This window comes from Polaribacter sp. IC073 (genome assembly GCF_007997075.1).
GTDB lineage: Bacteria > Bacteroidota > Bacteroidia > Flavobacteriales > Flavobacteriaceae > Polaribacter.
Map to the genome: position 1 here is coordinate 194,798 of NZ_VORS01000005.1, position 14,794 is coordinate 209,591.

Below are 14,794 nucleotides of genomic sequence, written 5' to 3' on the forward strand. Positions count from 1 at the left end.
TAATTTTTTATTTTAATTGAAAACCTTTCGCTGGTTTTGCATCTAATAAATGCGTTACAAAATAATCCCAACGTTTACGAGTCATGTATTTTGTCATGTCTCCATAACCATGTCTTTGATTCGGATATAAAATCATGTCAAAATCTTTGTTCGCTTTGATTAAAGCTTCAACAACTAACATGGTATTCGATGGAGGTACATTATTATCCATAGAACCGTGTGTAATTAATAATTTTCCTTTCAAATCTTTTGCAATCAATTGATTTGCTTGATTATCGTAATTGGTAGTTCCATCTACTTTTCCTTCGATGTTTCCATCAACCAAAAGCCCTTGCCATTTTTCTCCCCAATCTGCTTCGTAGTTTCTATTATCATGATTTCCAGCACCAGAAACAGCCACATCATAAAATTCAGGATATGCAAAAACAGCTCTTGTAGAAGCGTAACCACCTCCAGAATGTCCCCAAATACCAACTCTATCAGTGTCCATTCCTTTATATTTTTGCGCTAGTTGTTTAATCGCAGTAATATTATCTGGCAAACCATTATCTCCCATGTTTCCGTAATAGGCGTCATGAAAAGATTTAGAGCGCATTGGCGTTCCCATTGCATCTACAGCAACCACCACAAAACCTAATTCTGCAACTGCTTGAAAATCTCTCCAAACCGGTCTAAAATTATACGTACCAACAGAACCAGCTTGTGGCCCAGGATAAATATAATTTAAAACAGGATATTTTTTAGATTCGTCATAATGAGAAGGCAAACACATAATACCATAAATAGCTGTTTTTTCATCTCTTGCTTTCACCTTGAACTCAATAGGTTCTTGCCAGTTACTTTCTTTTAAGGCTGAAATATCTGCAGTTTCTAAATCCATTATTTTTTCTCCATTGCTACTTCTTAAAACAGCAATTGGCGGATTCGTAGTTGTAGAATACACATCAACTAACATTGAATAATCTGTAGAAAAAGTTACAGTATGTGTTCCTTTAGAAGGTGTTAAATTGATGAAGTTAGTACCATCAAAGTTTACTTTGTAAAAGTAATTGTGATACGGATTCCCTTCTTCTTTTCCTCCTGCAGAAAAATAAATTTGTCTATTTTCCTCGTCAATTTTTTTGATTTGTTTCACTAAGAAATCACCAGCAGTAATCTGATTTTTTAACTTTTTAGTTTCTAAATCATACAAATAAATGTGCCCCCAATCTGATTTTTCTGAATACCAGATAAATTCATTAGAATCGAATAACACTTTCCAGTTTTCTACATTCACACCAGATTCATAATAGGTTGCTACTTCTTCTTTATGAATAGATTCTACGTTACCCGTTGCTGCATCTGCAATTTGTAAATGTGCAATTTTATGATCTCTAGAACCAGAAACAAAAGCAAACTTCGTTCCTTCTTTGTTCCATTGTGCATCTAACAATTCATTGTTCCAGTCTGCAATATGATCTGTTGTAGAACCTCTCTGAAAATCTTTATCCATTTTTAAACGTACCGTTTTTGGTTTGTTGTCTAAATGAATAATTACACGTTCAATGGTGAAAATTTTATCATCTCCAGGTAATGGATGTTTCCAGGCTTCTAATCTTGGGTGCCCAACATTTGTAGACGTTAAATACATCATACCAACACCTCTAGCATCTTGCTGAAATGTTGCGATTTTATCAGAATTTGGAGACCATTTTAAAACAGCTCCATCACTTTTAGTCCAACCGGCATTATTAGTTGCGTAACCATAATCTTCGATCCCATCAAAAGTAAGTTGCGTTTTCTTGTCGGTTTCTAAATTACGAACCCAAAGATTAAAATTATTTATGTAGACCGCTAACTTTCCGTTAGGAGAAACATGCTCATTTCTGCTTATATTTTTACTTTCTGATGAATTTTTAGAGAGTGAGTTCTCTGCCAAATTATAAGAATATTTTTGTCTAGAAGCAGTAAAATGCAACATTTTTAAATCTTCAGAAAAAGAAACGCTATAAATTGGTAAATCAGTTGCTTTTATTTCTTTGTCCATTTCTTTAGACAAAGCTTCCGCTAATTTTTCATGGTTAAAAGCAGCTTCTTTTGTTTTAGAATTTGCATCCACCAAAATAAATGATTTTCCATCTTTATTTGTAGTTGAATACAGAAGTTTATTTCCGTTTACAAATGAGCTTCCAGAAACTTGGTTATGTACCAAACGATACAAACCTCTGTCCATGTGTTTCGCTGCGGCTTCGTATTCTGCAACGGTAAATTCTTTTTGTTCTTTAGAATTGGAACAACTTAATAGTAGTATCGAAAAAACACCACAAATTAAAGTCTTAGTTAAAGTTGATTTTCTCATATGACTACTTATTTTTTTGTTGATAATTCTGTAAAATATTTATAAAAATACGGAATGGTTTCAATCCCTTTTAAATAATTCCAAACTCCGAAATGTTCATCTGGCGAGTGAATTGCATCTGAATCCAAACCAAATCCCATTAAAATAGTCTTGCTTTTTAATTCTTTTTCAAACAAAGAAACAATAGGAATACTACCACCGCTTCTCTGTGGAATTGGTGTTTTTCCAAAACTAGTTTCGTACGCTTTACTTGCTGCTTGGTACGCAATATTATCTGTTGGCGTTACATAACCTTGTCCGCCATGATGTGGCTTTACAAGTACTGTAACAGATTTTGGCGCAATACTTTCGAAATGAGTTTTAAATAACTGTGTAATTTCTCTCCAATCTTGATTAGGAACCAAACGCATAGAAATTTTAGCAAAAGCTTTGCTTGCAATTACTGTTTTTGCGCCTTCACCAATATAGCCACCCCAAATTCCGTTTACGTCTAAAGTTGGTCTAATTGCATTTCTTTCATTGGTAGAATATCCTTTTTCGCCATGAACCTCGTCAATATTTAAAGCTTTTTTATAATTTTCTAAAGAAAAAGGCGCTTTTGCCATTGCTGTTCTTTCTTCAGTGGATAATTCTTCAACATTGTCATAGAAGCCAGGAATGGTAATATGATTGTTCTCATCATGTAAAGAAGCAATCATTTTTGTTAAAATATTGATAGGATTTGCAACTGCACCACCATACAAACCAGAATGTAAATCTCTATTTGGGCCAGTAACTTCCACTTCAACATAACTTAAACCACGCAAACCAGTAGTTATTGATGGAATATCGTTGGCAATCATTCCAGTATCAGAAATTAAAATTACATCATTTGCTAACTTTTCCTTATTTCTAGGTACAAACCAAGCCAAACTTTCAGAACCAACTTCTTCTTCACCTTCAATCATAAATTTTACATTACAAGGCAAATTACCAGTTGAGGTCATATATTCCATTGCTTTTACATGCATGTACATTTGTCCTTTATCATCACATGCACCTCTTGCAAAAATTGCGCCTTCTGGGTGAATTTCTGTTTTTTTAATGACTGGTTCGAATGGAGGAGACGTCCATAATTCAATAGGATCTGCTGGTTGAACGTCATAATGACCATAAACGAGCACTGTTGGTAAATTTTTATCAATAATTTTCTCTCCATAAATTATTGGATATCCTGGAGTTTCGCAAATTTCTACGTGGTCACAACCTGCTTTTTTAAGACTTTCTAGCACAAAATCGGCTGTGTTTAAAACGTCTTTTTTGTAGGCTTTATCGGCACTTACAGATGGTATTTCTAATAAACTGATTAGCTCGTCTAAAAAGCGATTTTTGTTTTCTTGAATATACGTTTGAATTGTACTCATTTGAATTGTTTTTTATTTCTTCATCAAAAGTAGAAAAATTATAATGAACAAGTTTGTAGTTTGGAAGTATTGTTTATATTTGCATCCCGAATCTTCGGAAAAAGTTGCAGGCGTGGTGGAATTGGTAGACACGCTAGACTTAGGATCTAGTGCCGCGAGGTGTGAGAGTTCGAGTCTCTCCGCCTGTACAAATGATAAGACCGAAGTGAAAACTTCGGTCTTTTTTTTTCTAAAAATATCTATTTAACGCTATGAAATTACATCCTTTAAAATTTACGCCTCTTTTTAAATACAGACTTTGGGGAGGAGATAAGTTAAAATCAGTATTACATAAAGAGTATTCTGAATCGAATATTGGTGAATCTTGGGAAATTTCTGATGTAGAAAATGATGAAACTATTGTTGCTAACGGTTTTTTTGAAGGAAAAACACTTAGAGATTTAACAGAAGAATACAAAGGAAAGTTTTTAGGAGAAGCGGTTTATAAACAATTTGGGAATGAATTTCCTCTATTAATTAAGTTTATAGATGCTAAAACACCGTTATCTATTCAAGTGCATCCTGGTAATGAAATTGCAAAAGAACGTCATAATTCTTTCGGAAAGAATGAAATGTGGTATGTAATGGAAGCTGATAAAGATGCAGAGTTGATTGTTGGTTTTGATAAAGAAATTGATAAGACAGGATATGATGCATATGTTGCAGACGGTTCTATTTTAGAAGTAATGCATCATGAAAACGTTGCAGAAGGAGATACTTTTTACATTCCTACAGGAAGAGTGCATGCGATTGGTTCTGGTGTCTTGTTGGCAGAAATTCAGCAAACTTCAGATATTACCTATCGTATTTACGATTATAATAGAGTAGATGCTAAAACGGGTGAATTAAGAGATTTGCACAATGATTTGGCAAAAGATGTAATCGATTTTGAATGTCATGAGACTTATAAAACGACGTATGAAGCGAAAACGAATGTGTCTAATGAATTGGTGCACTCGCCTTATTTTACGTCTAATTTTTTAATTGTTGAAGGAACGATTCAAAAAGACTATTCTAATTTAGATTCTTTTGTAATTTATATTTGTGTAGCTGGAGATTTAGAATTAACCCATAACAAAAAAAGCTTCTCGCTTAAAAAAGGAGAAACTATTTTGTTACCAGCTTCAATAGACACTATTGAGTTGAAATCTTTATCAGAAAAAAGTAAATTGCTAGAAGTTTATTTATAGTCTTTACTTTTTTAACGAAATAACTTCGAAATCTTCGGCTCTTTCAGCAAAATCAAACATTTCTTTGGTTTCAATTGGTGGTGTTCTTAGTTTTCTTTTTGTTAAATCTATCCAAGCACCATAAACTTTTATAATTGCAGACAATTTTCCGGCTTCGTTAAAAACTTCGTGAACAATTTTCCAACGTTCGTTATTTTCAGATAATCCTTGTAATTTTAAGTTTACGGTGATGTTTTCTCCTAAATGAATTTCTTTTCTAAAAGAAGTTTCTTCTGTAAATAAAATAGGACCAAGGTTATGTTTGGTGAACTCATCAATAGAAAAGTTGTGTTTGGCAAAAAAACGTACTCTAACTTCTGCAGCATAGTCATTATAAGCAGTGTGGCGCATGTGCCTGTTTGGGTCAAAGTCGGACCATTTAGTAGCAAAGGTTACTTTAAAACTCATATTTTAGAATATAAAAATACCTGATGAAATGAAATTTCATCAGGTAGTATAAATTGTTTATTAATTAATGCTTTACTATTTCTCTAGAATTTTTTAGCTTCAATTCTTTTAAAACGTTCAATGCCTCAGCAACATAAATATCTTTGGCTAAATTCTTATGCCATGCATTTCTTTTATCCGCCAAAACACTATCTATTTCCATTAATGGAAATTCGTATTTAGGAGATTGAAAACTAAGATTAGATTCATATTTAAAAGCATCTGTGTATTTTTTTGAATCTTTTTCTAATGCTTTACTTTCCTTAGAGAATTCTCTATAATTAAGAGAATAAGAAGTGGATGCTTGCTTTTCTTTCAACCATTTTGCGTAATTGTTGATCAACTTAAACTTAGAGTCTGAAGCGATTCTATTTTTACTTTGATTCACAACATCTTCAAAATTTTCATAAGAATTTGTTTTTGTATAATTTGCTTGCGGAACTTTATCCCAAATTAAAGCACCGTCTAAATCTCTTTCTCCATACTTCATATAGCTATATCTATCTGGCATTGCAATATCAGAATACACCCCTTCAATTTGTGTAGAACCACCGTTTACGCGATAGAATTTCTGAATTGTCATTTTTATTGCACCTAAATCTTCTTCATACTTCGGGTAAAAATTATTGATAGGAATTACACTTTGCACAGTTCCTTTACCGTAGGTTTGATTACCCCCAATAATTACAGCACGTCCATAATCTTGCATTGCTGCAGCAAAAATTTCAGATGCGGATGCAGATAATTCATTAACCAAAACTACCACAGCACCATCCCATTGCATTTTAGGATCTACGTCATTTTTTACTACAGGATCTTGCCCTCTATATTTTACTTGAACAATAGGACCTTTTGTGATAAATAAACCAGCAATTTCAATAGCTGTTTTTAGAGAGCCACCGCCATTATTCCTCAAATCGATTAATAAACCAGATACATTTTCGGTTTTTAAACGCTCAATTTCCTTTTCCATGTCTTTTGCAGAATCTCTAGAGTCAGTATCAGAAAAGTCAATATAGAATCTTGGTAAATCAATTAAACCATATTTTTTACCGTCTTTTTCTACAATAGTAGATTTTACAAAAGTTTCTTCTAGCTCTACAACATCTCTCATTATAGAAATTATTTTGGTAGAACCGTCTAATTTTTTCTTAACGGTTAATCGTACTTCCGTTCCTTTTTTTCCTTTGATAAATTTAATAGCATCATCTAAACGCATTCCTACAATATCTAAGGGCTCTTCGTCTCCTTGTGCAACTTCTAAAATAATATCACCTGCTTTTAAGTCTCCTTGTTTCCATGCAGGTCCACCAGAAACCAATTCAAAGATTTCTGTATAAATTCCTTTTTTTAACAAACGCGCTCCAATTCCTTCTAGTTTACCAGACATATCTTGGTCAAAACGTTCTTTTGTTCTTGGTGCCATATAGGTTGTGTGAGGGTCAAAAGCGCCAACAACACTATTTAAAAAAGTAGAAAACCAATCTTCGTGCTCTAATTCTTCAATTCGTAAATACAGTTCATCCATATTTTTTAAGACTTCTGCTCTTGCCGCTTTTTCTAATGCGTCAAAAGACTTTTCTTTAAAATCTTTGTCTTTTTTAGCTCTTGTTTCTTGTTTATCTAACTTGTCTTGAACTCTACTTAGTACATTTAATTTTAATTGTTTGCGCCAGTAGTTAATTAATTCATTCTCATTTTTAGCAAACGGAACCTTGTCATAGTCGATATCTATGGTTTCATTTTTTTTAAAATTGAAAGGTTGCGCAAGTAATTCGCCGTAATAAGATTTGGCATTCTTAATTTTATGTGTAAAATTAGTATAGACTAGGTTGTAAAAAGAGACGTCATCTCTTAATAATTGATTGTCAATCTCATACTTAAATTTAGAAAATTCTTTAATATCCTTTTGGGTAAAATAACGTTTACTAGGATCTAACCCCTCAATAAAACTTTTAAAAACCTGTTCAGAAAAATCGTCATTCATGTCTTTTACAACAAAATGACCTCTTGTTAAAATGTTTTTTAGCACATAAACCAAGATCTTATCTTTCTCAGGGTCTGAGTTTTCTATATCGTTATTTGCATTGATAGAAGTAAAGAGCATTAAAAATGCGATGAAGGTAATGCTAATTTTATTTGTGATTTTCATAAATATTTTGTCGTGATTTTTGGTGTGAAATTACGTACTAGTATTGCTTGAAATACTAAAATAATGCCAATTTTTTTAAAATAATGCCTGTTTTTGATTTTTTTTATAAAAATTCATCAGGCTTGCTAACAAACTTACAGAAAAATACATGGTTATATTCTTTACAAATTGTTAAAAAGAAAATAGTTTAAATGAATTACATTTGTGAGTATTGTTGAGAGATTAAATAATTGAACTATTACAAATTAGTATTTCAATGAAATCTTTTAACCCCTTAATCTATATAATTAAAAAAATATGCAAGAAAAACCGTTAATCTTAGTTACAAATGATGATGGAATTACTGCTCCCGGAATTAGAGCCTTAATAAAAATAATGAATAAAATAGGAGATGTTGTTGTGGTTGCACCCGATAGCCCGCAAAGCGGAATGGGACATGCAATTACGGTAGATAATGTGTTAACTTGCAACCCTATAACTATTGATGATGGTCCCCAGTTAGAATACACGTGTTCTGGTACCCCCGCAGATTGTGTAAAAATGGCTGTGAATGAAATTCTAAATAGAAAACCAGATTTATGTGTTTCTGGTATTAATCACGGTGCAAATTCTTCGATTAGCGTAATTTATTCTGGTACAATGAGTGCTGCTGTAGAAGCAGGAATAGAAGGTGTACCTGCAATTGGTTTTTCTTTGCTTGATTTTAAATGGCATGCAGATTTTAAAGCATCAGAAGAATTTGTAAAAAACATTACTTTAAATGCCTTGTTAAATGGTATTCCTGAAGGAATTGTTTTAAATGTAAATATTCCTAAATTAAAGAAAGAAGAGATCAAAGGTGTGAAGATTTGCAGACAAGCAAATGGGTATTGGAAAGAAATTTTCGATAAACGAAAAAATCCTTTAGGAAAAGAATATTACTGGCTCTCTGGTGAGTTTGTGAATAAAGACAAAGGACAAGACACAGATATTTATGCTTTAGAAAATGGCTATATTTCTGTAGTTCCTGTTCAATTTGATATGACAGCTCATCACATGATTCAAAAATTAAATTCTTGGGAACTGTAAAAAAAGATCTTTTAATAGGAGTTTTAGTTGCTCTCTTTGCCACTTTTGGAGGTGTTTTCTTATATTTAGAATATTTTTCTAAGTATAGTTTTAATGATACTTTACAGATGATAAGTGAAGGTGAATTGTACGGAAAAGTACTTGCTTTAGCAGCTATTCCTAATTTATTTGTATTTTTTATATTCATTAAAAAGAAAGAAGACAATAAAGCAAAAGGAGTTTTATTAGCAACTATTTTAATTGCGCTAACAACGCTGATTTTAAAATTTATTTAAAAGAGACAAAGCTTACTACTTATGAAATATTATATAATTGCCGGTGAAGCTTCAGGAGATTTGCATGGTGCCAACTTAATGAAAGAATTATATGTGCAAGATAAAACTGCAGATATTCGTTTTTGGGGAGGCGATTTAATGCAAGCTGTTGGCGGTAATTTAGTGAGTCATTATAAAGAAAGAGCCTTTATGGGCTTTTTTGAGGTTTTAAAAAATCTGCCTAAAGTTTTAGGATTTATCAAGTTTTGTAAAAAAGATATCACAGCATTTAACCCAGATGTCATCATTTTTATAGACAACTCGGGTTTTAATTTACGTATTGCTAAATGGGCAAAAGAAAAAGGATTTAAAACTAATTATTATATTTCTCCCCAAGTTTGGGCAAGTAGAGCAAGTAGAGTAAAAGATATTAAAAGAGATGTAGATAAATTATTTGTAATTCTTCCTTTTGAGAAAGATTTCTACAAGAAGTACAACTACGAAGTAACTTTTGTTGGGCATCCTTTAATTGATGCAATTGCAGATAGAATACAGGTTTCTGAAGCTGGTTTTAGAAAAGAACACCAACTAAGTAATAAAAAAATAATTGCTTTATTACCAGGAAGTAGAAAGCAAGAAATTACAAAAATGCTGTCGGTAATGTTGTCTTTGGTAGATGATTTTTCTGACTATCAATTTGTCATTGCAGGTGCACCAAGTCAAGATTTTTCTTTTTACCAAGAAATTATTGGTCAGAGAGAAGTGGCATTTATCAATAATAAAACCTACGATTTATTAAGTGTTTCTTACGCTGCTTTGGTGGCTTCTGGTACAGCAACTTTAGAAACGGCTTTGTTTAAAATTCCACAAGTTGTTTGTTATAAAGGAGGTTACATTTCGTACCAAATAGCAAAAAGAATTATTACTTTAAAGTTTATTTCTTTGGTGAATTTAATCATGGATAAAGAAGTTGTGAAAGAATTAATTCAGGATGATTTTAATACCAGAAATTTAAAAAGCGAATTGACAAACATTCTTGATGCGACCTACAGACAAAAAATGTTTTTAAATTATTTTGATTTAGAAAAAAAATTAGGAGGAAAAGGAGCTTCTAAAAATGTAGCAACACAAATTGTAGCAGGTTTAAAATCGAGTATATAAAAATGAAAAAGTGGTTTTTTTTGTTGTTTTTAATTTCTTTGGGATGTACCTCTTGCTCATCGACAAAAACAGTTAGAAAAACTAGAAAAGTACCTGTAACTAAAATTGATAAAATAGTTTCAAATGCTTTAAAATACAAAGGTGTAAAATATCGATTTGGCGGAACTACCAAAAGAGGGATGGATTGCTCTGGTATTATTTACATTTCTTATTTAGAAGAAAATGTACAATTGCCAAGAATTTCTAGAAATATGGCAAAAAGTGGAACTAAAATTCTGCTAAAGAATGCCCAAAAAGGAGATCTTCTTTTCTTTAAAACATCTAAAAAAGGCAGAGGAATTAATCATGTTGGGTTGGTTGTTTCCGTTAAAAATAATCAAATTCATTTTATACATTCTACCACTTCTAGAGGCGTAATTACTTCTTCATTGTCAGAGAAATACTGGAAAAACTCCTTCGTAAAAGTAAATAGAATACTGTAGTTTATTTTTAGTAACTTCACGTTGCTATGAAAAGGTTATTAAAATATGTGCCTTTACACTTTTTAGTGTTTTTAATTTTAGGAATCGGAATTCAATTTTATACTCAAATTTGGACTTTCAGTTTCCTGAAGTTGTTCGCTGTTATAGCTATTTTAATCGTTTTTCTTTTTGTCCTTCGGAAGAAAAAAGGCACCACTTTTATTGCATTTATTGTATACCTTTTTATAGGCATTTCTGCTGTTTATATTCAAGATGCTAGAAACTATCAAAACCATTACAATAACTTTTCGAAGCAAGAAGCTAAAGTAGTTTTAAGAATTTCTAAAGTTTTAAAACCTGGTTTTTATTATGAGAAATATGTAGGCGAGGTTGTTCAATTAAATGAAGAGGAAACGAGGGGAGAAATTTTATTAAATATTCAAAAAGACAGCTTAAACCTCCGGCTTAAAATTGATGATAAACTGTTTGTAAATCCTGTTTTTAAAAGCTTAATTCCGCCTTTAAATCCTCATCAATTCGATTATAAATCCTATTTGGCAAAACAAGGTATTCATCATCAAATATTTTTAGAGAATTCTCAGTTTTTAAAACTATCGAATACGTCCTTTTCTTTAATTGGCATTTCAGAAAAATTTCGAGATAAAATTCAAGAATCCTTATTAAAATATAACTTTAAAAATGATGAATTTGCAGTAATTAGTGCGCTGTTATTAGGACAAAGACAAGATATTTCAAAAGGACTCTTAGCAGACTACGCAAATGCAGGTGCAATTCATATTTTGGCAGTTTCTGGGTTGCATGTGGGGATTATTTTATTGATTTTATCGTTCCTCTTCAAACCTTTAGAAATACTTAAAAACGGCGCTTATTTAAAAGCTTTTTGTATTGTTTTATTCTTGTGGATGTTTGCTTTTATAGCCGGTTTATCCGCCTCTGTAGTAAGAGCGGTAACCATGTTTACTTTTTTAGCAATCGGCCAATCTTTTCAACGAAAAAAAGTAGTAGAATTTTCGCTAATTTCATCGATGTTATTTCTATTAATAGTAAAACCAATGTTTCTGTTCGATGTTGGTTTTCAGTTAAGTTACCTTGCTGTTTTTGGTATTGTTTGGGTACAACCAAAATTAGCAGCTATTTACAAACCAAGATTTTTGCTAGATAAAAAAATATGGCAATTATTTACGGTTTCTATCGCTGCACAAGTTGGTATTCTTCCTTTAAGTATTTATTATTTTCAGCAGTTTCCTGGGTTATTTGTGTTGTCTAATTTAATAATCATTCCTTTTTTAGGTGCTGTTTTAATTGGCGGAATTTTAATTATATGCATGTCTTTACTAAATATCTTACCACAATTTTTAGCAGATATTTACGGTTTTATCATTTCTTTAATGAACGGGTTTGTAAGTTGGATTTCACAACAAGAGCAGTTTTTATTTAAAGAAATAGCAATTCCTTTTTTAATGATGTTGGGATGTTATTTCTTTATTTTTTCTGGAATTTTATTCTTAATTGATAAAAAAATAAAAAAATTGCTTTATTTTATAATGTCAATATTAGTATTACAAGGCGTGTATTTTTATGAAAATAAAACTTCAAAAGAGCAAGAAGCTTTTATTGTATTTCATAAAAGCAGATTTTCTGTAATAGGGAAAAGAAAAGGGACTAAGTTAGAAATACAGCATGATTTAGATACTGTAAAAACGAAAGAAATTAAAGCGGTAAAATCATATAGAATTGCTGAATATATTCAGCATCTACAGAAAACAGATTTTAAAAATTACCTCAATTTTAATGAACAAGACGTTTTGATAATTGATAGTTTAGGAATTTATCAGTTAAATAATTTAAAGACCCCAATTGTAGTTTTACAATATTCGCCAAAAATAAACCTAGCAAGATTGATTAAAACGTTAAACCCAAGTTTCATAATTGCAGACGGTTCTAATTATAAAAGTTCTGTAACAAAATGGGAAATTACTTCAATAAGAGAAGAAATTCCGTTTCATTATACCGGACAAAAAGGAGCTTTTAGTTTGAAACAGTAGCTTTACAGATTACTTTTAAAATCTTTCTCAAAGTCTTTCCAATTAGTAGTTTTGTAATTGTCTGATGAGAAATAACCTACTATTTTTTCGAACGTTTTTTTGTCTAAATACCCAGGAATACTCTGTATCAATTCTTCTGTTTCGGTTAAAAATATAGTGGTTGGGTAAGACAATTTCCCATTTAACAACGTTGCAGGTAATTGATGAAATCCTCTTCTACCATTTTTCTGAAATTTAAAAGTATGTTCATTGTAAACAATGTCTTTTTTCTCTTCACCATCTAGCTTAACAGCGTAAAAATTATTATTTATAACTTTTATGATTCTGCTATTAGAATACGTTTCCATATCCATTTTTTTACAATAGCCACACCAGTCTGTGTACACATCAATTAAAATTGGTTTTGGTGTTTTCTTATTTAGTGCGATTGCATCTTCAAAAGACAACCATTTAATGGTGTCTTGTGCATTTAGGTTTGTTATCGAAACAATAATTATTAAAAGGAAGGCTAATTTTTTCATGGAATATAATGTGCAATTGTAATGCCAAATTTACTAATAAACTTTTTTAAGCACCTATTTTTAAGACATAAAAAAACCTCATAAATTTTAGTTTATGAGGTTTTATGATATTTTTCTATATTAATGTATGTTACCCATTAATTTTTTCATCAAAGGAGAAAGTAATAATACAATTACACCTGCACCAATTGCATAAAGTGAAATTAAATGGAAACCATCTGTATAAACACTTAAGGTGTCTAAACCACCAACATTTGCATCTGTACTTTCAACTGCTAGCTGTCCAGAAATAAAACCTACTATTTGAAAAGCAAAAGCAGAAGATAAGAACCAGACTCCCATCATAAAAGCAACAATGTTTTTTGGAGATAAATCTGTTATTTTAGACAAACCTACCGGAGACATAAATAATTCTCCAACAGAAATAATAAAGTACATTACTAATAAATAAGCAAAAGGAACCATTCCGTTTTCATCTGCGCTCGCTCCACTCATAGAAAGTATATAGAAACTTGCCCCAGCTAAAAGAAGACCTAAACCAAATTTATAAGGCGTTCTTGGGTTTAATTTGTTTTTAGCTAAATATCCCCAAAGAAGAGAAATAGGAATTGCTAAAAGAATAATAAACATAGAGTTTAAGGCGTTTGTTTGACTTGCCGACATGATTCCTTCTAAGGCAACATTTCTAGAAGCAAATAATGTAATTACACTTCCAGACAATTCATGGAAACCCCAGAATAATGTCATAAAAAACGTAATTAATACTGCCATAAATAATTTCTTACGAGCAACAACATCTAACTTATACATTATATAACCTAAATATGCTAAAACAGCAAAACCAATAAATTTAAAAATGCCACTTACATAATTTGCTTGCCAAGAAGAAAGTAAATAGGCAATCACAGGAACAAATAAAACGGCAATAATTGGTATTAATGTTTTCTGAGGAATACCAAGTACTTTTTTCTCATATATTTCTTGGCTAGGTGGTAATCCTTTGTCTCCAAAAACATTCTTTTTGATGCCACTCCAAAAGGCAATTAAACCAGCCATCATTCCAATTCCAGCTAAACCAAAACCATAATGCCATCCATATTCAGCAGCTAACCAACCACATAAAAGAGGTGCGACAAAGCCACCAATGTTAATACCCATGTAAAAGATGGTAAAACCAGAATCTTTTCTTACGTCTCCTTCTTTGTATAAGGCTCCTACAAATGTTGAAATATTAGGTTTAAAGAAACCATTACCAACAACAATTAATGCCAGTGCTAAGAAAAAAGCAAGGTCATTTTCTATTGCTAAAACAAAATGACCAATAGCCATTAAGATTCCTCCTAAGAATATAGAACTACGCATTCCTAATATTTTATCAGAAATTTGACCTCCAATAACGGTTGATGCATATACTAAAGAACCGTATGAAGCATACACTACGGCAGTTGCTGTATCTCTTTCGGCAATCGCTTTAAAAATTTCATTTACCATGTAAAGCGTTAACAACGCTCGCATTCCATAGAAACTAAAACGTTCCCATAATTCTGCAAAGAATAAATAGAACAATCCTTTCGGGTGTCCAAATAATTGCGGATCTTCTACAGTAGTACTAACTCCTTTGTCTAACATAATTATACTTTAATTTTTGTTGTTGT

12 protein-coding genes and 1 tRNA gene are annotated in these 14,794 nt (G+C 31.5%); 7 read left to right on the forward strand and 6 right to left on the reverse strand.

The genetic code is table 11. The features are described from left to right. Window positions 1-7: 7 nt before the first annotated feature. Complete coding sequence (locus ES045_RS09220; protein ID WP_189663063.1) at window positions 8-2,338, reverse strand: S9 family peptidase; 2,331 nt, start codon at window positions 2,336-2,338, stop codon at window positions 8-10. Between the two features lie 8 nt (window positions 2,339-2,346). Beyond that, complete coding sequence (locus ES045_RS09225; protein ID WP_147115728.1) at window positions 2,347-3,741, reverse strand: dipeptidase; 1,395 nt, start codon at window positions 3,739-3,741, stop codon at window positions 2,347-2,349. A gap of 106 nt (window positions 3,742-3,847) precedes the next feature. On the opposite strand from ES045_RS09225, the gene ES045_RS09230 reads away from it, so the two are divergent. Together ES045_RS09230 and ES045_RS09235 are read left to right on the forward strand one after the other, a co-directional pair. Beyond that, a tRNA-Leu gene (locus tag ES045_RS09230) sits at window positions 3,848-3,929 on the forward strand. Window positions 3,930-3,992: 63 nt separating this feature from the next. Beyond that, window positions 3,993-4,970, forward strand: a complete 978-nt coding sequence (locus tag ES045_RS09235) for a type I phosphomannose isomerase catalytic subunit (RefSeq protein WP_147115731.1) — start codon at window positions 3,993-3,995, stop codon at window positions 4,968-4,970. Window positions 4,971-4,973: 3 nt separating this feature from the next. On the opposite strand, the gene ES045_RS09240 is transcribed toward ES045_RS09235, so the two are convergent. Beyond that, window positions 4,974-5,417: an acyl-CoA thioesterase gene (locus ES045_RS09240; protein WP_147115734.1), complete on the reverse strand. Its 444-nt coding sequence runs from the start codon at window positions 5,415-5,417 to the stop codon at window positions 4,974-4,976. Between the two features lie 64 nt (window positions 5,418-5,481). After that, the gene (locus ES045_RS09245) at window positions 5,482-7,608 is read right to left on the reverse strand and encodes a carboxy terminal-processing peptidase (RefSeq protein WP_147115736.1); all 2,127 of its coding nucleotides are present in this window, start codon (window positions 7,606-7,608) and stop codon (window positions 5,482-5,484) included. 297 nt (window positions 7,609-7,905) lie between these two features. Here ES045_RS09245 and surE point away from each other — a divergent pair, with 297 nt between their 5' ends. The 5 genes from surE to ES045_RS09270 are packed head-to-tail and all read left to right on the forward strand — an operon-like array spanning window position 7,906 to window position 12,618. Next, window positions 7,906-8,676, forward strand: coding sequence for a 5'/3'-nucleotidase SurE (surE, locus tag ES045_RS09250; RefSeq protein ID WP_147115738.1), 771 nt, complete (start codon window positions 7,906-7,908; stop codon window positions 8,674-8,676). Further along, window positions 8,664-8,951, forward strand: a complete 288-nt coding sequence (locus ES045_RS09255; RefSeq protein WP_147115740.1) for a hypothetical protein — start codon at window positions 8,664-8,666, stop codon at window positions 8,949-8,951. Before surE ends, ES045_RS09255 begins: the two co-directional genes overlap by 13 nt. Before the next feature lie 21 nt (window positions 8,952-8,972). Next, window positions 8,973-10,091 carry a lipid-A-disaccharide synthase gene (gene lpxB, locus ES045_RS09260; RefSeq protein WP_147115742.1) on the forward strand — a complete coding sequence of 373 codons (1,119 nt, stop codon included), beginning with the start codon at window positions 8,973-8,975 and terminating at the stop codon, window positions 10,089-10,091. A gap of 2 nt (window positions 10,092-10,093) precedes the next feature. Beyond that, on the forward strand, window positions 10,094-10,573 hold the full coding sequence (locus ES045_RS09265) for a C40 family peptidase (RefSeq protein ID WP_147115744.1): 480 nt from the start codon (window positions 10,094-10,096) through the stop codon (window positions 10,571-10,573). Window positions 10,574-10,599: 26 nt separating this feature from the next. Then, window positions 10,600-12,618: a ComEC/Rec2 family competence protein gene (locus ES045_RS09270; RefSeq protein WP_189663064.1), complete on the forward strand. Its 2,019-nt coding sequence runs from the start codon at window positions 10,600-10,602 to the stop codon at window positions 12,616-12,618. Window positions 12,619-12,620: 2 nt separating this feature from the next. Here ES045_RS09270 and ES045_RS09275 read toward each other — a convergent pair whose 3' ends face one another. Together ES045_RS09275 and ES045_RS09280 are read right to left on the reverse strand one after the other, a co-directional pair. Continuing rightward, entirely contained in the window at window positions 12,621-13,139 is a 519-nt protein-coding gene (locus tag ES045_RS09275) for a thioredoxin family protein (RefSeq protein WP_147115746.1), read from the reverse strand. A 120-nt stretch (window positions 13,140-13,259) separates the two neighbouring features. Next, window positions 13,260-14,768: a peptide MFS transporter gene (locus ES045_RS09280; protein ID WP_147115748.1), complete on the reverse strand. Its 1,509-nt coding sequence runs from the start codon at window positions 14,766-14,768 to the stop codon at window positions 13,260-13,262. Window positions 14,769-14,794 lie beyond the last annotated feature (26 nt).

Excerpts from the sequence above, each read along its gene's own strand:
- ES045_RS09225 (WP_147115728.1), bottom strand. The coding sequence starts at position 3,741 with ATGAGTACAATTCAAACGTATATTCAAGAAAACAAAAATCGCTTTTTA.
- ES045_RS09275 (WP_147115746.1), bottom strand. The coding sequence starts at position 13,139 with ATGAAAAAATTAGCCTTCCTTTTAATAATTATTGTTTCGATAACAAAC.
- surE (WP_147115738.1), top strand. The coding sequence starts at position 7,906 with ATGCAAGAAAAACCGTTAATCTTAGTTACAAATGATGATGGAATTACT.
- ES045_RS09235 (WP_147115731.1), top strand. The coding sequence starts at position 3,993 with ATGAAATTACATCCTTTAAAATTTACGCCTCTTTTTAAATACAGACTT.
- ES045_RS09280 (WP_147115748.1), bottom strand. The coding sequence starts at position 14,768 with ATGTTAGACAAAGGAGTTAGTACTACTGTAGAAGATCCGCAATTATTT.
- lpxB (WP_147115742.1), top strand. The coding sequence starts at position 8,973 with ATGAAATATTATATAATTGCCGGTGAAGCTTCAGGAGATTTGCATGGT.
- ES045_RS09240 (WP_147115734.1), bottom strand. The coding sequence starts at position 5,417 with ATGAGTTTTAAAGTAACCTTTGCTACTAAATGGTCCGACTTTGACCCA.
- ES045_RS09265 (WP_147115744.1), top strand. The coding sequence starts at position 10,094 with ATGAAAAAGTGGTTTTTTTTGTTGTTTTTAATTTCTTTGGGATGTACC.
- ES045_RS09270 (WP_189663064.1), top strand. The coding sequence starts at position 10,600 with ATGAAAAGGTTATTAAAATATGTGCCTTTACACTTTTTAGTGTTTTTA.
- ES045_RS09220 (WP_189663063.1), bottom strand. The coding sequence starts at position 2,338 with ATGAGAAAATCAACTTTAACTAAGACTTTAATTTGTGGTGTTTTTTCG.
- ES045_RS09245 (WP_147115736.1), bottom strand. The coding sequence starts at position 7,608 with ATGAAAATCACAAATAAAATTAGCATTACCTTCATCGCATTTTTAATG.